At 66.3% G+C, this 18,128-nt stretch carries 17 protein-coding genes; 10 read left to right on the forward strand and 7 right to left on the reverse strand.

From position 1 onward, the window contains the following. Positions 1 to 93 precede the first annotated feature (93 nt). Positions 94 to 3,078 carry a sensor histidine kinase gene (locus tag RTX79_RS08210; RefSeq protein ID WP_312683124.1) on the forward strand — a complete coding sequence of 995 codons (2,985 nt, stop codon included), beginning with the start codon at positions 94 to 96 and terminating at the stop codon, positions 3,076 to 3,078. Here the strand turns inward: RTX79_RS08210 and RTX79_RS08215 are convergent. Beyond that, positions 3,075 to 3,518 (reverse strand): Rid family hydrolase, encoded by a 444-nt coding sequence (locus RTX79_RS08215; protein WP_312683125.1) that lies wholly within the window; start codon positions 3,516 to 3,518, stop codon positions 3,075 to 3,077. The two genes, RTX79_RS08210 and RTX79_RS08215, sit on opposite strands and share 4 nt — an antisense overlap. 194 nt (positions 3,519 to 3,712) lie before the next feature. On the opposite strand from RTX79_RS08215, the gene RTX79_RS08220 reads away from it, so the two are divergent. The 4 genes from RTX79_RS08220 to accC all read left to right on the forward strand — a co-directional run bounded on the left by RTX79_RS08220 (position 3,713) and on the right by accC (position 6,980). Continuing rightward, complete coding sequence (locus RTX79_RS08220) at positions 3,713 to 4,477, forward strand: EAL domain-containing protein (protein ID WP_312683126.1); 765 nt, start codon at positions 3,713 to 3,715, stop codon at positions 4,475 to 4,477. Between the two features lie 137 nt (positions 4,478 to 4,614). After that, positions 4,615 to 5,058 (forward strand): type II 3-dehydroquinate dehydratase, encoded by a 444-nt coding sequence (gene aroQ / locus RTX79_RS08225; RefSeq protein WP_057507424.1) that lies wholly within the window; start codon positions 4,615 to 4,617, stop codon positions 5,056 to 5,058. 61 nt (positions 5,059 to 5,119) lie between these two features. Beyond that, on the forward strand, positions 5,120 to 5,602 hold the full coding sequence (accB, locus tag RTX79_RS08230; RefSeq protein WP_042614743.1) for an acetyl-CoA carboxylase biotin carboxyl carrier protein: 483 nt from the start codon (positions 5,120 to 5,122) through the stop codon (positions 5,600 to 5,602). Between the two features lie 10 nt (positions 5,603 to 5,612). After that, the gene (accC, locus tag RTX79_RS08235) at positions 5,613 to 6,980 is read left to right on the forward strand and encodes an acetyl-CoA carboxylase biotin carboxylase subunit (RefSeq protein WP_312683129.1); all 1,368 of its coding nucleotides are present in this window, start codon (positions 5,613 to 5,615) and stop codon (positions 6,978 to 6,980) included. A gap of 40 nt (positions 6,981 to 7,020) precedes the next feature. Here the strand turns inward: accC and RTX79_RS08240 are convergent, their stop codons facing one another. The 5 genes from RTX79_RS08240 to RTX79_RS08260 all read right to left on the reverse strand — a co-directional run bounded on the left by RTX79_RS08240 (position 7,021) and on the right by RTX79_RS08260 (position 11,754). Continuing rightward, positions 7,021 to 8,121 (reverse strand): fimbrial protein, encoded by a 1,101-nt coding sequence (locus RTX79_RS08240; protein WP_312683131.1) that lies wholly within the window; start codon positions 8,119 to 8,121, stop codon positions 7,021 to 7,023. Between the two features lie 89 nt (positions 8,122 to 8,210). Further along, positions 8,211 to 9,317: a fimbrial protein gene (locus RTX79_RS08245; RefSeq protein WP_312683132.1), complete on the reverse strand. Its 1,107-nt coding sequence runs from the start codon at positions 9,315 to 9,317 to the stop codon at positions 8,211 to 8,213. A gap of 210 nt (positions 9,318 to 9,527) precedes the next feature. Further along, positions 9,528 to 10,265, reverse strand: a complete 738-nt coding sequence (locus RTX79_RS08250; protein WP_312683133.1) for a fimbrial biogenesis chaperone — start codon at positions 10,263 to 10,265, stop codon at positions 9,528 to 9,530. Positions 10,266 to 10,411: 146 nt separating this feature from the next. Next, positions 10,412 to 10,786, reverse strand: a complete 375-nt coding sequence (locus RTX79_RS08255; protein ID WP_057507420.1) for a hypothetical protein — start codon at positions 10,784 to 10,786, stop codon at positions 10,412 to 10,414. Continuing rightward, positions 10,783 to 11,754, reverse strand: coding sequence for a hypothetical protein (locus RTX79_RS08260; protein ID WP_312683134.1), 972 nt, complete (start codon positions 11,752 to 11,754; stop codon positions 10,783 to 10,785). The genes RTX79_RS08255 and RTX79_RS08260 overlap by 4 nt, the downstream gene beginning before the upstream one ends. Before the next feature lie 159 nt (positions 11,755 to 11,913). Between RTX79_RS08260 and prmA the strand changes: the two genes are divergently transcribed. The 5 genes from prmA (at position 11,914) to purD (ending at position 17,070) form a co-directional block, all read left to right on the forward strand. Continuing rightward, the gene (gene prmA, locus RTX79_RS08265) at positions 11,914 to 12,834 is read left to right on the forward strand and encodes a 50S ribosomal protein L11 methyltransferase (RefSeq protein WP_312683135.1); all 921 of its coding nucleotides are present in this window, start codon (positions 11,914 to 11,916) and stop codon (positions 12,832 to 12,834) included. A gap of 49 nt (positions 12,835 to 12,883) precedes the next feature. After that, the gene (locus RTX79_RS08270; RefSeq protein ID WP_312683136.1) at positions 12,884 to 13,657 is read left to right on the forward strand and encodes a DUF3426 domain-containing protein; all 774 of its coding nucleotides are present in this window, start codon (positions 12,884 to 12,886) and stop codon (positions 13,655 to 13,657) included. Between the two features lie 116 nt (positions 13,658 to 13,773). Next, positions 13,774 to 14,049 (forward strand): DNA-binding transcriptional regulator Fis, encoded by a 276-nt coding sequence (gene fis / locus RTX79_RS08275; RefSeq protein ID WP_057507416.1) that lies wholly within the window; start codon positions 13,774 to 13,776, stop codon positions 14,047 to 14,049. Between the two features lie 76 nt (positions 14,050 to 14,125). After that, entirely contained in the window at positions 14,126 to 15,709 is a 1,584-nt protein-coding gene (gene purH, locus RTX79_RS08280) for a bifunctional phosphoribosylaminoimidazolecarboxamide formyltransferase/IMP cyclohydrolase (protein WP_312683139.1), read from the forward strand. A 77-nt stretch (positions 15,710 to 15,786) separates the two neighbouring features. Next, positions 15,787 to 17,070, forward strand: a complete 1,284-nt coding sequence (gene purD / locus RTX79_RS08285) for a phosphoribosylamine--glycine ligase (RefSeq protein ID WP_312683140.1) — start codon at positions 15,787 to 15,789, stop codon at positions 17,068 to 17,070. Between the two features lie 108 nt (positions 17,071 to 17,178). Here purD and rpoH read toward each other — a convergent pair whose 3' ends face one another. Further along, complete coding sequence (gene rpoH / locus RTX79_RS08290) at positions 17,179 to 18,054, reverse strand: RNA polymerase sigma factor RpoH (RefSeq protein WP_057507413.1); 876 nt, start codon at positions 18,052 to 18,054, stop codon at positions 17,179 to 17,181. Positions 18,055 to 18,128 lie beyond the last annotated feature (74 nt).

Below are 18,128 nucleotides of genomic sequence, written 5' to 3' on the forward strand. Positions count from 1 at the left end.
TGTAACAGGACACGGCCTTCACGCCACCCCACCGGTTGCCTATGATGGGCCGCGCGAAGGCCGTGCCAGCGTGCACACAACGGGTTTTTCCTCATGTCCAACCTGCGCGCCCTGGCGTTGCTTACCTGCTGGTGCCTGCTCATGGTGGGCGGGCCTGCCGCCGCATTGGATCCATCGCGATCGGTGGCGCAGTTCCACCACACCGCATGGACCGTCAATGAAGGCGCGCCTGGACAGGTCACCGCCCTGGCGCAGACGCCCGATGGCTATCTGTGGCTGGGCACCGAGATCGGCCTGTACCGGTTCGATGGCGCCCGCTTTACCCGTTTCATGGCACCGGATGGCAGCGCCTTCCCCGCGACCAGTGTGTCCACGCTGCACGCCTCCGCCGATGGTGCGCTCTGGGTAGGCTTCCGCTACGGTGGAATCAGCGTGATCAAAGGCCCCCGCCTGCGTCACTTCTCCGCAGCGGACGGCCTGCCAACCAGCACGGTCTACCGCATTGCCGAGGACGCCGAAGGCCGCCTGTGGGCAGCGACGTTCACCGGCCCGGCCTTCTTCGATGGACAGCACTGGGCTCGGCCCACGCCCGCGATGGCCTACCCAGGGCACCAGGCGCGCACGCTGTTCACTGACCGCCAGGGCAGCCTGTGGATTGCTACCGAGGACGCCATCGTCGTGCTGCGTCGTGGTGCCAAGGCATTCGCCACTGTGCCGGGCCGGGTCGGCCGGGTCAGCCAGATCACCCAGTCGCCGGATGGCGCAATCTGGATCGCTGAAGCCGATGGGGGCATCCGCCCGCTGCAGGGTGAAGGAGCGCCTGCCCCTTCGGCCGGCCTGCTGTTCGACCGCGACGGCGTGCTGTGGGCGACCACGCTGGGCTCGGGTCTGCTCCGTTACCCCGCTGGCGGGACCGCCGAGCGAATGGAGCGCTTCCAGCGCGCCGATGGCCTCAGTTCCGACTACCTGCAGCCTCTGCTGGAGGACCGCGAAGGCAACCTGTGGGTGGGCAGCAGCCGCGGGCTGGATCGTTTCCGCCACGCCAATCTGGCAGTGGTTCCGATGCCGGAGGGCGCGCAGGATTTCTCCATCGCAGCCGATGGCGCGCACCTGCTGGTGGGAACCCGCAACCAGCCCCTGCAGCGGGTGGCGACCGCCGCACGCCAGCCGCTTGGGCTGGCGTCTACGATTACCGCCATGCAGCGCGACTCCAGGGGCACGCTGTGGCTTGCAGGCCACGAAGGGCTGTGGCGAAAGGTCGGCGAGCAGTTCCACAAGGTCACCGCGCTGCCCGTAGCGGCGCGGTCGGGCGTGCAGGCAATGGCGATCACAAGCGACGGTGCCGTGTGGCTGTCATTGAACACGCCTGGACTGCATCGCTTCCACCAAGGGCGCTGGACGCAGGTCAGCGGACGCGACGGCCTGCCTGCCGGCGACTCGCCGCTGGTGATGCACGTGGACGCAAGCGACCGCCTCTGGCTGGGCTTCGCACGCGGCGTCGTGGCCGTGCTGGCCAACGGACAGTTTTCCACCCCGTGGACGGGCGAGCCATTGCGGGTAGGCAACGTGACCGCGCTGCACGAAGATGGCGGTGGAATGTGGATTGGCGGCGAGCGCGGCTTGGCCCGGGTACACGGTGGGCAACTGCGCAACGTCATGCCGGCCGTCCGCGAAGACTTCCGCGGCATCAGTGGGATCGTCGCCGATGCCACGGGCGACCTGTGGTTCAACGGCGCCCGCGGCGTGCTGCATGTCCGCCAGGCCGATGTTCCGGCGCTGTTCGATGGTCCTGGTGCGCCGCGGTATGAAAAGTACGATGCACTCGATGGCCTGCCGGGTGTTGCCGCGCAGTTCCGGCCGCTACCAACGGCGGCACGATCGCAGGACGGCAGGCTGTGGTTTGCCACCACCAGCGGAGTGGTGTCCGTGCACCCGCGGCAGATCCGCCGCAATACGATCGCGCCGCCGGTCGAGATTCTCTCGGTCGAGGCCGACGGTGCCTCTTTGCCATTCAGCAGCGGCGGGATCGCGCTTCCCGCCGACACACGCAACCTGCGCATCGGCTTCACGGCATTGAGTCTTTCGATGCCCGAACGTGTCCGGTTCCGGTATCGGCTTCAGGGCTTCGATGGCGACTGGATCGAAACGTCGGAGCGCTCGGCGATCTACAACGCCCCAGGTTCTGGTCACTACGTTTTCCGCGTGATGGCAAGCAACAACGACGGGGTATGGAACGAAGCGGGGGACCAGCTGGTCGTCTTGATCGCGCCCAACTACTGGGAGACCGCATGGTTCAGGATGTTGTGCGTCGTTCTCGTCGTGGGCGTGCTGTGGGTGGCCTACCTGCTCCGTCTGAAGCAGGTGGCAGCACGGATCCGCGCGCGGCTTGACGAGCGCCACCGCGAACGCGAGAGGATCGCGCGGGAACTGCATGACACGCTGCTGCAGAGCACCCAGGGCCTGATCCTGCGCCTGGATGCCACCAGCCGGAAGCTTGCAGGCGATCATCCGGTCAGGCGGGAACTGGAGTCGGCCATGGGCATTGCCGAGCGCGTAGCAGCCGAGGGACGTGAACGCGTACGTGGGCTGCGCGGCCATTCGCGCCAATCACGGGACCTGGGCACTGCGCTGCTGGATGTGCGCGAGGACATCGCCATGCGGGAGCTGCCGGCAGTACGCCTGCTGGTGGAAGGTGCGCAGCGGCCGCTGCAGCAGTGCGCATGGGAAGAGGCTTACATGATCGGCCGGGAGGCATTGCTCAACGCATTCCGGCACGCAGGCGCGACATCCGTAGAGGTATCCCTGATCTACTCGAGGCAGGTGTTCAGGCTCCGCATCCGTGACGATGGCATCGGCTTCATGCCCGATGCCATCGTCCGGGAAGGACACTGGGGGCTGGAGGGCATGCGTGAGCGCGCCGCGCGTGCCGGGGGCGCCTTGGCCGTGCGCTCGGGGCCGCCCCACCGCGGCACACAGATCGAGCTGCAGATACCGGGATCGCTTGCGTGGACGCCTACGCGATCCCCGGGCGCCCTGGCCTGGCTGCTCGACCGCATCCGGCCGGCGCCGAGGGCCTAGGCCTGCAGCTCGGCGCGAAACGCGATCTCGATCAGCTGCTCTGGGAAGGCAAGTGCCGAAACGCCGATCAGGTTGCTGGCTACCTGCGGGACCGGCTGGCCATAGGCAGCCGGGCGTACCTTGCCGCTGGCGGCGAACGCGGCGGGCACGTCGATCACGAACAGGGTCTCCTCCACCACGTCTGCCAGCGACCCGCCCAGCTCGCCGAGGAGCAGCTGCGCATTCTCATACGTGCGTTTCATCTGCGCCTCCATGGTGTCGTAGTTGGCGGGCTTTCCGTCGGCGCCCAGCGCGGCGGGAGCGACCAGCTGACCGTCTGGCGTGTGCGAGAGCTGGCCGGAGACGAAGATCGTGTTGTTGACGCGCACAGCCTGGACATAGCCGTAGGCCGATTCCCACGGCACCCCGAAGCTGGCGGTCTTGCGAAAAGCGTTGCTCATGAAGCGGCTCCCTGTTGAAAGCGGCCAGTCTGAGGGCTACTCCAGACACGCGCCTCACCCGATAGAGGGAGGCGAAGGATGCACCGCGCTGCCCTGCTGCAGCCTTGGCCTGGCGCCCCGCACGGCCACGTCCACATGCCCATGATCGGCCTCGGCTATCCTGAAGGCCTTGACCCGACGCCGGAATACACCGAATGCCTTCCATCGACAGGGGCGCTGGATGTGCACTATGCCGCGATGCGGATCCACTGCCGTTCGACTTCAGTTACGCATTCCAGCCCATCGTGGATGTGCAGGAACGCGAGGTGTTCGCGCATGAAGCCCTGGTGCGCGGGCCGGCAGGCGAACCCGCCAGTTCGGTACTGTCACGCATCACCGCCGACAACCGCTATTCGTTCGATCAGGCCTGTCGCGAGAAGGCCATCCGGATCGCGGCGACGTTGAATCTGCCGTCGCATCTCTCAATCAATTTCCTGCCAAATGCGATCTACCGGCCGGAGGTCTGCATCCGCTCCACGCTGCAGGCAGCCGATCGGCATGGCTTTCCGGTTGAGCGGATCATCTTTGAAACCGTAGAGGGGGAGCAGGTCAGCGACGGCAGATGGCTGGCCGAAATCCTGAGCGAGTACAAACGGATCGGCTTCAAGACGGCAATCGATGACTTTGGTGCCGGGTTTGCCGGCCTGAATCTGCTGGCCGACTTCCAGCCGGACATCGTCAAGCTGGATATGGCACTGATCCGCGGCATCGACCGGAGTCCCGCACGACGTGCGATCGTGGCCGGCGTGGTGTCCATGTGCGAGCAGTTGGCGATCGATGTCATTGCCGAAGGCATCGAGACCAGTGATGAGGCGCACTGTCTGGAAGATATCGGTATCCGCCTGATGCAGGGCTATTGGTTTGCCCGGCCGCAGTTCGAGTCCGCCGCGCGCGAAGCCGGTATTGCCTGGACCAGATGATCCACGTCCGCCGCATCGACCGTGGGGCATGAGTGGCACTATTTCAAACAAACGCTTGAAACGCGCATAACTTCGCCGAACTGGACATCAACTCCAGCTTCCGCCAGACTGCCGCCCTTTCCTGTCGTTCGGCTCCCATGGCGAAACTGCTGGTACTGCATGGCCCCAACCTCAACCTGCTCGGCACGCGCGAGCCGGGGGTCTATGGCCACACCACCCTGCCCCAGATCGACCAGGCGCTGCACGCGCAGGGCGCCGCGGCCGGACACGCGGTGGAAAGCCTGCAGTCCAATGCCGAACACGTGCTGGTGGACCGCATCCAGGCCGCGCGCCTTGACGGCACTGCCTTCATCCTGATCAACCCGGCGGCATTCACCCATACCTCGGTGGCCCTGCGCGATGCGCTGGCCGCGGTGGACGTGCCGTTCATCGAAATCCACCTGTCCAACCCGCATTCGCGCGAACCCTTCCGCCAGCACAGCTATTTCAGCGACAAGGCGGTCGGTGTCATCTGCGGTTTCGGTGCCGACAGTTACCGTTACGCAATGGATGCCGCCCTGCAGCGGCTGTCCAACGCCTGATCGTCGAACGGGCGCCTGCGCCCTTCCCACTCCAGATAAAACCCAAAAAAAAGAGGCCCCCATGGATCTGCGCAAAATCAAGAAACTGATCGACCTGCTGGAAGAATCCAACCTGGCCGAGATCGAGATCAAGGAAGGCGAAGAGTCGGTGCGCCTGTCGCGCGCTCCGGTCGGCACCTTCGCGCAGATGGCCGTGCAGCCGCAGATGATCGCCGCGCCGGCCGCCGCTGCCGCTCCGGCCATGCCGATGCAGTCGCCGACCGAAGCCTCCACCGGTGGCACCGCCAAGCCGGGCAACGCGCTGCCGGAAGGCCACGTGCTGCGTTCGCCGATGGTCGGCACCTTCTACGCATCGGCGTCGCCGGACAAGCCGGCCTTCGTCAGCATCGGCCAGCAGGTCAAGGAAGGCGAGACCCTGGCGATCATCGAAGCGATGAAGATGTTCAACCCGATCGAAGCCGATGCGTCGGGCACCATCGTCGCCATCCTCGGCGAGAACGGCCAGCCGGTTGAGTTCGACCAGCCGCTGTTCGTGATCGGCTGAGGGGCCGGCCATGCTCGATAAAATCGTCATTGCCAACCGAGGGGAAATTGCGCTGCGCATTCTGCGCGCGTGCCATACCCTGGGCATCCGCACGGTGGCCGTGCATTCCACCGTCGACCGCAACCTCAAGCACGTGGCCATGGCCGACGAATCCGTCTGCATCGGCCCGGCCGCGTCGACCGACAGCTACCTCAACATCCCGGCGTTGATCGCCGCAGCTGAAGTGACTGACGCCCAGGCGATCCATCCCGGTTACGGCTTCCTGTCGGAAAACGCGAACTTCGCCGAACGCGTGGAAGAATCCGGCTTCATCTTCATCGGCCCGAAGGCCGACACCATCCGCCTGATGGGCGACAAGGTGGAAGCGATCCGTGCCATGAAGGCCGCCGGCGTGCCGTGCGTGCCGGGCTCGGGTGGTCCGCTGGGCGATGACATCGTCGCCAACACCAAGATCGCGCGTGAGATCGGTTACCCGGTCATCATCAAGGCCTCCGGCGGCGGCGGCGGCCGCGGCATGCGCGTGGTGCATGCCGAAGCGTCGCTGAAGACCTCCATCGAAACCACCAAGAGCGAAGCCAAGGCAGCGTTCGGAAACGGTGAGGTCTACATGGAGAAGTACCTGGAAAATCCGCGCCACGTGGAAATCCAGGTGCTGGCCGATGGCCAGGGCAACGCGATCCACCTCGGTGAGCGCGACTGCTCGATGCAGCGTCGCCACCAGAAAGTGGTCGAAGAAGCACCGGCACCGGGCATCAGCGATGAAGCGCGCGAGCAGATCGGCAAGGTCTGCGTGGAAGCCTGCATCCGCATCGGTTACCGCGGCGCCGGCACTTTCGAGTTCCTCTACGAAGACGGCCGCTTCTACTTCATCGAAATGAACACCCGCATCCAGGTGGAGCATCCGGTCACCGAAATGGTCACCGGCATCGACCTGGTGGTGGAGCAGCTGAAGATTGCTGCCGGCCAGAAGCTGTCGATCAAGCAGAGCGACATCGTGCTGACCGGCCATGCCATCGAATGCCGCATCAACGCGGAAGATTCGGAAACCTTCGTGCCGAGCCCGGGCCAGATCACCGCCTTCCATGCACCCGGCGGTCCCGGCGTGCGCGTGGACACGCATATCTACGCCGGCTACCGCGTGCCGTCGAACTACGATTCGATGATCGGCAAGCTGATCGTGCACGGACCGGACCGCGAGACCGCCATTGCACGCATGCGGGTGGCGCTGAGCGAGATGGTGGTGGACGGCATCAAGACCAACGTCGCCCTGCAGCAGCGGATCATGCGCGACAAGGGCTTCCAGGCCGGTGGGCAGAACATCCACTACCTGGAAAAGCGCCTGGCAGAGCGCAAGACCAAGTCGATCGCGCTGACCTGATCGCACCCGCCAGCGCCGGCCAGCAGGCCGGCGCTGATGCTTACTCGTAACGCAGCGTCACTACCATCGCGCCATTGGCCGGCCCTCCGCGCACGCGTTCCTCCACCTGGTAGTAGCGGGCGCGCAAGGGGATGGTGTATCTGCCATTGGGCGTATCGGTCAGCGCCAACCCGCTCGCGCGGAACACACCATAGCCCACCGGCGTGTTGTTCGGCAGGGCGACCTGTATCCCGACACCCTGTGCCGGCACGGTGCCAGGTGGACGCTGCAGTGCCATGACCGACTGCGCGGCGTCCAGGATCGCGGCCTGGGGATCAACACGGAAACCAATCGCATTGGCGCGACGCTCGTCCAACCGCTCTGCCGTGCCAGCATCACTGGTATGGAAGGAACGACGCCAGCCGGGAAATACCGGGCATTGCTCCAGTGCCACCGAGAAATCAACCCATGGCGTCGCGCTGCCGGGCCCGGTAAGGAGGCGTGCCGGATGGCTGCCCAATGGCACGGTGGCGTCGCGGACGTTGCAGGTGCCGATCACAAGGTTGAGCTGCCCTTGGACCTCTGCCCGATACGCATCAAGTTCCGTTCCCGGGCCCCAGCGCACTACCAGTCGCGGCGTGGGTAGACTGCTGGCCGCAAGCGTACCGGGTGAAATGGGTCCGGTCTTGATCAGCTCGAAGGTCAACGCCGGCGGGATGCCGCGCCGGAGGTAGCCCGGGCCCAACGCATCGCTCACGAGCACTGTCGGCACGGTGGCGCCCGATCGCCACCAGCGGATCGCAACGCCGGGGATGCGCGTCGCGTAGAACCCCGGCCGGCCCGGTACCGGTACCCCCGGATCACCGGAGTATTCCAGGCGCCACTCACTGCGACCCACGCCACCGCCACAGGTCACGAGCCCGGGAATACTGGCGCTATGGCCGCTGTAGTAGATGACGCTGCCGACGGGCACGTCGGCGCCCACTGTGATGGTGCCCTGCAAGGGCATCGTCACCCTCTGCGGACCGGTCATTCCACCGTCGTAGGTACATGTCTGCGCCAACGCCGGCGCCACCCAGCAAAGGGCCAATGGCAACAGGAAGCGAAGTGAGGAACAGCATTTCATGGTCATCACCTGACAGGAAACAAGGCGTCGCAACAAGCTCTACTACATCGAGTTCTCCGCCGCAGGCCATTCGCATGGCATGGGACCGGGCTGAACTCGTCACGGCGGGGCGCCCACGCCGGACCTCATTCGTAACGCAGCGTCATCACCATCGCGCCGTTGGCCGGCCCTCCGCGCACGCGGTCCTCCACCTGGTAGTAGCGGGCGCGCAGCGGGATGCGGTAACTGCCGTTGGCGGTCGTGGTCAGCGGCAACCCGCTGTCGCGGAACGCACGGAAACCCACCGGCGATTCGTCATCCCACGCCACCTGGATGCCGATGCCGCGTGCTGCCGGGTTGCCGGGGGTGCCCGGCTGCAGGGCCATGATCGACCTCGCCTGATCGAGAATCTCCGTGGACGGGTCCAGACGTACGCCAATCCGGTTGGCCACCCGCCGGCCTGCCCGCTCGACCGTGCCGCTGTCATCACGCGCGTATGCCGCCATGCGGCCGAAGAACGCCGGGCAGTCGGTCAGTGGAACTTCATAACGCTGCCATGCGGCGAAGCTGCCGATGCCGTTGAAGGTGCTTTGCGGGATCGCTCCCATCCGCACGTTGACGTCGCCCACCCGGCACGTGCCGGTCACGATGTTCAACTGCCCGACGATCTGGGATTCCCAGATGTTGATGTTGCCCGCGCCCAGGGTGGACTGGCGCGCGCGTGGAAGTGAACTGCCCTGCAGCACGCCCGCACTGATCGGGCCGATCTTGTAAAGGCTGAAGTCCACAAGTTTGGAGAAGATGATCCGGGTCGGATCAGCACCGACGGTGTAGTCGCCGGGATTGCGCGGAAACTTGGCGCCCGCGTACCACATCGCGACGCCGACGCCAGGAATGGAGGTTTTATAGATGCCGGGCAGCCCCGATGGCTCCCCCGGGCTCCCCATGTAGGCTTCCTCCCGCTGTATCCGACCGGGACCACCCGTGCAGCGGATGTTGGCGTCTGAGCCGCTGTTATGGGTTGCCGTATAGATTTCGGCGCCCACGGGGACGTCCGCCCCGACCGTGATCGTGCCCTGCAAGGGCAGGATGATCTGAAACGGCGTCGGCCATTCAGGAGGATGCGTACAGGTCTGCGCCAGCGCCGATCCGGCGTTGCACAGGGCCAGGGCTGCCATGAATCTGAGGACTCGAGGGGACGTCATGTCATCACCGTTTGGAAAGTTGGCCGAGCGTCGAGCGTGCTCGCTCATCGGGAGTTTCCCCAACCCTCGCCATACACGACATCGGATGGGTCTGATTCCGCACTGCTCGTAGCACAGGATCACCAACGCAACAGCGGATTTCATCGGCACCACCGACAGCGAATGCAGCGTACGTCGAGGTCAGCCCCGCGCTTGTACAGGGTCAGCTGTTACCGGGCGCCATCCCATCAGATGCGTCCGAAATGCGGGCACGCCGCCTCAATTGGCCAGTGCTGCGGTGGCCGGCTGCACCGCACCGACATCGGTGATGGTGCTGTACGCGATGCCGATCACGCCGGGCGGCCGCGTGGCAGGTCCGTCAAGCGGAAACACCTGGGTAGCACGCGGGGCGACCATGCCGCTTCCGGTGTCGGCGGATACCTTTCCATCGACGGTCAACGAGATCGCGGCGAAGCTGACGTGCCACGGCGTCGGGTTATCGACCTGCACGGCCAGCCCGTCCGCGCGCTGCTGCAGCGACCAGCGCAGCTGGCGGTGGGCACTGTCGGCCTCGCCGGACAGTCCGGCGGGACGATAGAACAGCTTGATGCGGCTGCGGAAGGCCAGCTCCAGCTTGTCCTCCTCGACGCTGGAGGGCGGGATGTCCAGCACGTTTACCCAGTACAGCGATTCGCGGTCGCCAGGCTGCGCCGGGCCGGTGAAGTGGATGCGCACCGCCTGCTTCGTACCCGCGTCCATGCGCAGCAGGGGCGGCGTCATCACGAACGGGGCCTTGGCCGCTTCGGGCGGGGTGTCCTGGTCACCGTCATCGATCCACAGCTGCACCAGCGACGGACGCTGTGCGGCGTTCTCCAACGCCAGCGTGACCTCTTTTTCCTGCGCTGGATAGACCACGCGGGTGCCGGCGATCACCACGCCGGCGCTGGCGGCGAACGGGCACAGCAGGACGGCTGCAAGGGCAACGGCCGATAGCGATCGCATGACGACGGCAAGCATGGCGTTCTCCGACGGGACAGTGTCGTGGGGACCGCGCGGGCCGACACTGTCAGGATGGGGCCATTAGAACCCTGCCGGGCCTCCCGTGGAATATGACGCGACCGATGAACTGGCCGACCCCGGGGCCGGCCCCTCACGATGCTGGATCAGCGCCGCTCCGCTGCTTCGGCCGGGACCTGGCTGCCCGCCAAGGGACGCACGCCATTGGGCGAGGACGGGTCGACGATCACCATGGTTTCGGTGGAGCCATCCGGCCATACCACCTGGAAGGTACTGCCCGCCGGCAACGAGGTGAACGGCATGCCGCTCTGCGCACGGTATACCGCGGCGACCTGGCTGGCGCCGGCACGGCGCACCTCCGGCGTGGACTGCACCTTGGTCAGCTCCACGGTGGACAGTCGTCGGTAACGGTCTTCCTGGGTATCGATCATCAGCAGGCCGACCGCACCCGCCGAATAGGCGACGAACAATGCCACCCAGAACCAGAACTTCGCCCCGTGCAGGATTCGACGGTACTTCATCGCCCTTTCCTCTTTCCAATCAGTTCTTCGACCCATTCGGTCATTTTTTCGGCACCCTGCCGCGAAACCGCAGCGTCGTATACAAAATCAGTGAAGTCCTGCCCGTCTTCCTGGCTGCAGATGCCACCGTTGGCGCAGAAGCTGTTCATCAGCACGCTGTCGCTGCCGCAGGGCATGCCCAGTTCGCAGGCCGCCACACGCCAGGCCAGTTCGCTCAGTGCCTCGCCGGCCACCATGCCGGTCATCGCACGGTCGCCGGACGCACGCAGGCCCATCGCCGGGGCCAGCGCCATGTAGGCTTCCGGATCATGCGAATCGCGCACGCGCTCGACCAGGCCGCGCCGGTAGTCTTCGTCGGTCTGCAGCGGCTGGCCGTCCGCCAGCAACGAGGCTTCGGCGGCGAGGTTACCGCCCTGCGCCGCCTGCCGGCGCTGCGCGAACACCAGCGGGTAGCCCAGGCCGTCACTGGCCACGAAGCCGCCGCATCGCGCGGCAACACGCTGTCGCGCGCCAGCCATCGCGGTCGATGCACGCTCACCCATCCCGGTCAGTACGCTGTTGTCCAACTGGTAACCACCGGGATCGTTGGCGTACTGGCTGCAGTAATCGTAGACCCGGCTCAGCATCCAGCGCGCCTCGACGTTGCCGCTGTCGGCCTGGCCGCGCAGGCGCTGGGCGAACGCAAACAGATCCGTATCGCCTTCCATGTCCGCACGGATGTCCAGCGGCAGACCCGAAGGCACGGCGTTGAGCGGAATTTCGTTGCTGCCCAGTCGGCGTGCCAGCGCCGCGGGCAGCGTCGTCTGCGCAGTCTGCGTGTCTGCTTGCGACACACCAGCATCCATCGCGGCAGGGCCGGATTCCTGCGCATGCAGCAGGTGCCCGCCCATGCGCATGCCCGCTGCGCCGAGCAATGCCACGGCCGGCACCACGAGCAACCAGGTTTTCAGGGCCGGAGCAAACGCCATCAGGGGACAAGCCGTTGACAGGCAAGGCAGGAGCGCGAGTCTACCAAGGGGAATGCCGCGTGTCTGGAGCGGCCTATTCAGTCTCCGTTTCCGGTGAGATGGCTGCCGCCGCCCCGGATCGACTAGCATTCCCTTCTTTGCCGGACCTCGCCTGCCATCATGCCGTTCCTGGAACTGACCCTGCGCTGCACCGAAGCCACCCAGCCCCGCTACGAAAATGCGCTGGAGGATGTCGGCGCGCTGGCGGTGACCCTGCTCGATGCCGAGGCTGACACCACCAACGAGCACGCCATCCTGGAGCCCGGCGTCGGCGAGACGCCGATGTGGGACACGCTGGTTCTGAGCGCATTGTTCCCGCATGACGCCGATGGACTGTTGCTGCTGGCCGCGCTGGAAGCCTTCGACGATGGCCTGGACTGGTCGACGGTGAGCTTCCGTGCGGTGGAAGACCAGGACTGGGAACGCGTCTGGCTGGACCAGTTCGAGCCGCTTTCCTTCGGCGAACGGACCTGGATCGTGCCGTGGAACCATGACCTGCCTGAGGCCGCACAGACAGCCGATGCCGCCGTGGTGCGGCTGGACCCGGGCCTGGCGTTCGGCTCCGGCACCCACCCGACCACCGCGCTGTGCCTGCGCTGGCTGGATGGCCTGGCCGGGGCGGGCCTGCTGCAGGGACAGCGCGTGCTCGATTTCGGTTGCGGCTCGGGCATCCTGGCACTGGCCGCGTTGAAGCTGGGCGCGGCCGAGTCGATCGGCGTGGACAACGATCCGCAGGCGCTGATCGCCACCGCCGACAACGCCGAGCGCAATGGCGAACTGCCGCGCATGCATGTCTACCTGCCGCAGGACGAACCGGTGGCCACCTACCCGGTAGTGGTCGCCAACATCCTGGCCTCCGCGCTGGATGCGCTGGCCGACCTGCTGGCGGCACGCGTGGCCGCCGGCGGCCGCATCGCGCTGTCGGGCATCCTGCACGGCCAGGAAGACGAACTGCTGCAGCGTTACGCGGCCTGGTTCGATGACCTGCAGGCGACCCAGGACGGCGACTGGATGCGCATCACCGGCGTGCGCCGCGCCTGATCACGGCAAGACGTGATTGAATAGAGGCTGGACCCGAGACGGTACCTGCATGTCCGAACCGAACCCGCCCCGTCGACCGCTGGCCACCTTCCTGCGACCGCACGCCGGATCGCAGGCCGACACGGATGCGACCCCGTTGGCGGAGCCGTCGGCGCCGCCGGCCAGCGCATCGCCGGACATCGAAGACAGCCCGGCCGATGCAGCCCCGGAGCCGGTCGCGGAGCCCGTCGCGATCACCGACGAGGCACCGTCGCAGGTAGAGGCGACCATGTCCGAGCCGGTCCGTGCGGCGGCCAGCGGGAGCCCGCTTGTCCAGGCAGAGCCGGTGTTCCTGCGCGGGGGTGGGCATCGATTGCACACGCCACGCTGGCAATGGGCCATCGTGGCCGCGCTGTCGCTGCTGTTGCTGCTGCAGATCGCGCTGGCCGACCGCGCCCGCCTGGCGGCAGAGGCCAGCACCCGTCCCTGGATCGCCGGCCTGTGCAGCGTCCTGCGCTGCGACCTGCCCGCATGGCGCGAACCGGCGGCGTTCAGCATGATCAGCCGCGACGTGCGGCCGGTGCCGCAACAGGCCGGTGCACTGCAGGTACAGGCAAGCATCCGCAATGACGCGCAGTGGGCGCAGGACTGGCCGGTGCTGCGGCTGTCGCTGTCCGATGCCGATGGCCGGGTGATCGGCAGCGGCGTGTTTGACGCATCCGACTATCTTGGCACCGGGGCAGAAACGGCGGGGCTGCTCGAACCCGGCCAGAGCGCGCAGATCGCCTTCCAGGTCAGGGAACCTGCGGCGTCCACGGTCGCGTTCAACTTCGAATTTCTGTGACCCAGGCAGGCCAGCGGCCCGTGCAGGGGACGGCGGCTCGCGCTAGACTGGCCGCCACCACCTTCTTCGCCAGCGCCAGCATCTGCTCCGGCGCGGCCACCAGATCGGGATTCCCATTGAACGCTGTACTCTCTCGTCCTGACACCAGTCGTGGCGCTGCGCGTCCTCCGCTCCGCGAACATGTCGCCCAGTCCGTGCGCCGCTACCTGCGCGACCTGGATGGCTGCGATGCCGATGACGTCTACGAGATCGTGCTGCGCGAGATGGAAATTCCGCTGTTCGTGGAAGTGCTGAACCATTGCGAGGGCAACCAGAGCCGCGCCGCGGCGATGCTCGGCATCCACCGGGCCACCCTGCGCAAGAAGCTGAAGGAATACGGCATCAGCGCCTGACCCGGCACCGCATTACGTGTGAGGGCGCCCCAAGGCCTACAATATCGGCCCCGCCTGCTGCCGTTGCCCTGCCCCCATGAGTGCTGACCTGCTGCCCGTCCGTCGGGCCCTGCTTTCCGTTTCCGACAAGACCGGCCTGATCGCGCTGGCCACCGCCCTGTCCGCACGCGGCGTGGAACTGCTGTCCACCGGCGGCACCGCCAAGGCGATCCGCGAGGCCGGCCTGGCGGTCAAGGATGTCTCCGACGTCACCGGTTTCCCGGAAATGATGGACGGCCGGGTCAAGACCCTGCACCCGATGGTGCACGGCGGCCTGCTGGGCCGCGCCGGTACCGATGATGCGGTGATGGCCGAGCACGGCATCGGCGCGATCGACCTGCTGGTGCTGAACCTGTATCCGTTCGAATCGGTCACCGCCAAGGCCGACTGCGCGCTCGACGACGCCGTGGAGAACATCGACATCGGCGGCCCGGCGATGCTGCGTTCGGCGGCGAAGAACTTCGCCCGTGTCGCGGTGGCGACCGATCCGTCGCAGTACGACGAACTGCTGGCCGAACTGGCTGCACACGATGGCCAGCTGTCGGCCGCCAAGCGCTTCGCGCTGTCGGTGGCGGCGTTCAACCGCGTCGCCCAGTACGACGCGGCGATCAGCAACTACCTGTCCGCCGTCGCCTCGCGCGAGACCGCCGTGCCGGTGCGCAGTGAGTTCCCGGCGCAGATGAACTCCTCCTTCGTGAAGGTGATGGACCTGCGCTACGGCGAGAATCCGCACCAGAGCGGCGCGTTCTATCGTGACCTGTATCCGGTGCCGGGCACGCTGGCTACCTTCCAGCAGCTGCAGGGCAAGGAACTGAGCTACAACAACCTGGCCGATGCCGATGCGGCATGGGAATGCGTGCGCCAGTTCGAGGCGCCGGCCTGCGTGATCGTCAAGCACGCCAACCCGTGCGGCGTGGCCGTGGGTGCCGGCAACGGCGATGCCTATGAACTGGCCTATGCCACCGATCCGACCAGTGCCTTCGGCGGCATCATCGCCTTCAACAAGCCGCTGGACCTGGCCACCGCGCAGGTGATCCTGGACCGTCAGTTCGTTGAAGTGCTGATCGCCCCGGACTACGAACCGGCCGCGCTGGAATATGCCACCAAGAAGGCCAACGTGCGCGTGCTGCGCATCCCGCACGGTGAGGGCCTGAACAACTACGACAGCAAGCGGATCGGATCGGGGCTGCTGCTGCAGTCGTCCGACAACCGCGGCATGACCCGCGACGAACTGAAGGTGGTCAGCAAGCTGGCCCCGACCGACAAGCAGTTCACCGACCTGCTGTTCGCCTGGAAGGTCGCCAAGTTCGTGAAGTCCAACGCCATCGTGTACGCCAAGGACAACCGCACCATCGGCGTCGGTGCTGGCCAGATGAGCCGCGTCTACTCGGCGCGCATCGCCGGCATCAAGGCCGCCGACGCCAACCTGGTGGTCGAGGGTTCGGTGATGGCCTCCGATGCGTTCTTCCCGTTCCGCGACGGCATCGATGCCGCTGCTGCTGCCGGCATCAAGGCGGTGATCCAGCCGGGCGGTTCGATGCGCGACGCCGAAGTCATCGCCGCCGCCGACGAACACGGCCTGGCGATGGTGTTCACCGGCGTGCGTCACTTCCGTCACTGACGGAAACCGGATCCCTTGGGGGTGCCGACCCGTTCGTCACCCCGCGTCTCTTTCCCCGCGTATCGGAAATCCCTCGCATGAAGATCCTCGTCATCGGCTCCGGCGGCCGCGAACACGCCCTGGCCTGGAAGCTGGCCCAGTCCCCGCAGGTCACCGAGGTGCTGGTCGCGCCCGGCAATGCAGGCACCGCCAACGAAGCGAAGTGCCGCAACGTGGACATCAAGGTCACTGACCTGGATGGCCTGCTGGCACTGGCACGCTCCGAAGGCGTCGCCGTCACCGTGGTCGGCCCGGAAGTGCCGCTGGTGGCCGGCGTGGTCGATGAGTTCCGCGAAGCCGGCCTGCGCATCTTCGGGCCCACCGCCGCTGCGGCGCAGCTGGAAGGCAGCAAGGCCTACGCGAAGGATTTCCTGGCCCGGCATGGCATCCCGACCGCGTACTACGCCGTGCACACCGACGTCGACGCGGCGCTCGCCCACATCCGCGAAAAGGGCGCACCGATCGTGGTCAAGGCCGATGGCCTGGCCGCCGGCAAGGGCGTGATCGTGGCGATGTCGCTGGAAGAGGCCGAATCCGCGGTGCGTGACATGCTGTCCGGCAACGCCTTCGGCGATGCCGGCGCGCGCGTGGTGATCGAAGAATTCCTCGATGGCGAAGAGGCCAGCTTCATCTCGATGGTCGATGGCGTGCATGCGTTGCCGATGGCCACCTCGCAGGATCACAAGCGTGTCGGCGATGGCGATACCGGCCCCAACACCGGCGGCATGGGCGCGTATTCGCCGGCCCCGGTGGTGACCCCGGAGGTGCACGCGCGGGTGATGCGTGAGGTGGTGGAACCGACCGTACAGGGCATGATCGCCGATGGCGTGCCGTTCACCGGCTTCCTGTATGCCGGCCTGATGATCGATGCCAGCGGCGCGCCGAAGGTGATCGAGTTCAACGTGCGCTTCGGCGACCCGGAAACCCAGCCGGTGATGCTGCGCCTGCAGTCGGACCTGCTGGACCTGGTACAGGCGGCGATCGACGGCACGCTGGACCAGGTGCAGGCGCAGTGGGATCCACGTCCGTCGCTGGGCGTGGTGCTGGCCGCTGCGCCGTATCCGGAAGCGCCGATCACCGGCGATGTGATTTCCGGCCTGGACCGCGTGCCGGACACCGCCAAGGTGTTCCACGCAGGCACCGCGCTGGATGCCCAGGGCAACGTTGTCAGCGCCGGTGGGCGGGTGCTGTGCGTGGCCGCACTCGGCGACAGCGTGCGCGATGCGCAGGCCAATGCGTATGCCGGCGTGGCCCAGGTGACGTGGGCCAATGCGTTCCACCGCAGTGATATCGGCTGGCGTGCGATCGCCCGGGAACGTTGAGTCGCATGACGGCTTGACGACCAGCGGTCGTCACTACCACCGCCGAGCGCGCATAAAAGAAAACGCCGGGCAGTGCCCGGCGTTTCTGTATGCAGCGGCTGCCTGCGCTTACGCGGTAAACAGCGCCTTCATCTTCTTCAGCGCGTTGGCTTCGACCTGGCGGATGCGCTCGGCGGACACGCCGTACTCATCGGCCAGCTCCTGCAGCGTGACCTTGCTGTCGGCGTCCAGCCAGCGACGGGCGATGATGTCGCGCGAACGCGCATCCAGTTCCGCCATGCCTTCGCGCAGCAGCTGCAGCTGGTTGTCTTCGCTGTCGGCGCGCTCGTACGCCATCGAAGGATCTTCTTCATTGGCCATCAGGTACGCCGCCGGCGACGGCGGGGCGTGGTCGTCGTCTTCGTCGCTCGGCGCGTCGAACCCGATATCGCGACCGGACAGGCGCGACTCCATCTCGAGCACTTCGCGCTCGGACACGTTGAGGTCCTTGGCCACCGCGGTGACTTCGGCAGCGTTCATCCAGCCCAGGCGCTTCTTCGAACGACGCAGATTGAAGAACAGCTTGCGCTGCGCCTTGGTCGTGGCCACCTTCACGATGCGCCAGTTCTTCAGGATGAACTCGTGCATTTCCGCACGGATCCAATGCACCGCGAAGGACACCAGGCGCACGCCCATGTCCGGGTCGAAGCGCTTGACTGCCTTCATCAGGCCGATGTTGCCTTCCTGGATGAGGTCGCCCAGGGCGAGGCCGTAGCCGTTGTAGCCGCGGGCCACGTGCACCACGAAACGCAGGTGCGAATGCACCAGCTCGCGGGCCGCGTCCAGATCGGTCTGATCACGGAAACGACGCGCCAGGTCCTGCTCATCATCGACCGACAGCACCGGGATCTGGTGCACGGCACCGATGTAGGCGTCCAGCGAACCGAGCGCACTGGGAATCGGGAGATTGTTTGCCACAAGGGCAGTAGAGGTGTTCTGGCTCATGGGTCTCATCTTAGCAGTCCGATACTTCGACTGCTAAAGGTCAAAAAAGTTCCAGTGTTCCGGTGACAGAACAA

This window comes from Stenotrophomonas chelatiphaga, from assembly GCF_032054965.1.
Taxonomy (GTDB): Bacteria; Pseudomonadota; Gammaproteobacteria; order Xanthomonadales; family Xanthomonadaceae; genus Stenotrophomonas; species Stenotrophomonas chelatiphaga.

What these genes read in the sequence shown, in the direction of transcription:
- prmA (WP_312683135.1), top strand. Translation starts at nt 11,914, where the DNA reads ATGCCGTTCCTGGAACTGACCCTGCGCTGCACCGAAGCCACCCAGCCC.
- RTX79_RS08210 (WP_312683124.1), top strand. Translation starts at nt 94, where the DNA reads ATGTCCAACCTGCGCGCCCTGGCGTTGCTTACCTGCTGGTGCCTGCTC.
- aroQ (WP_057507424.1), top strand. Translation starts at nt 4,615, where the DNA reads ATGGCGAAACTGCTGGTACTGCATGGCCCCAACCTCAACCTGCTCGGC.
- RTX79_RS08220 (WP_312683126.1), top strand. Translation starts at nt 3,713, where the DNA reads ATGCCTTCCATCGACAGGGGCGCTGGATGTGCACTATGCCGCGATGCG.
- purD (WP_312683140.1), top strand. Translation starts at nt 15,787, where the DNA reads ATGAAGATCCTCGTCATCGGCTCCGGCGGCCGCGAACACGCCCTGGCC.
- RTX79_RS08250 (WP_312683133.1), bottom strand. Translation starts at nt 10,265, where the DNA reads ATGCTTGCCGTCGTCATGCGATCGCTATCGGCCGTTGCCCTTGCAGCC.
- purH (WP_312683139.1), top strand. Translation starts at nt 14,126, where the DNA reads ATGAGTGCTGACCTGCTGCCCGTCCGTCGGGCCCTGCTTTCCGTTTCC.
- RTX79_RS08270 (WP_312683136.1), top strand. Translation starts at nt 12,884, where the DNA reads ATGTCCGAACCGAACCCGCCCCGTCGACCGCTGGCCACCTTCCTGCGA.
- accB (WP_042614743.1), top strand. Translation starts at nt 5,120, where the DNA reads ATGGATCTGCGCAAAATCAAGAAACTGATCGACCTGCTGGAAGAATCC.
- rpoH (WP_057507413.1), bottom strand. Translation starts at nt 18,054, where the DNA reads ATGAGCCAGAACACCTCTACTGCCCTTGTGGCAAACAATCTCCCGATT.
- accC (WP_312683129.1), top strand. Translation starts at nt 5,613, where the DNA reads ATGCTCGATAAAATCGTCATTGCCAACCGAGGGGAAATTGCGCTGCGC.
- RTX79_RS08260 (WP_312683134.1), bottom strand. Translation starts at nt 11,754, where the DNA reads ATGGCGTTTGCTCCGGCCCTGAAAACCTGGTTGCTCGTGGTGCCGGCC.
- RTX79_RS08215 (WP_312683125.1), bottom strand. Translation starts at nt 3,518, where the DNA reads ATGAGCAACGCTTTTCGCAAGACCGCCAGCTTCGGGGTGCCGTGGGAA.
- RTX79_RS08255 (WP_057507420.1), bottom strand. Translation starts at nt 10,786, where the DNA reads ATGAAGTACCGTCGAATCCTGCACGGGGCGAAGTTCTGGTTCTGGGTG.
- RTX79_RS08245 (WP_312683132.1), bottom strand. Translation starts at nt 9,317, where the DNA reads ATGAGCGAGCACGCTCGACGCTCGGCCAACTTTCCAAACGGTGATGAC.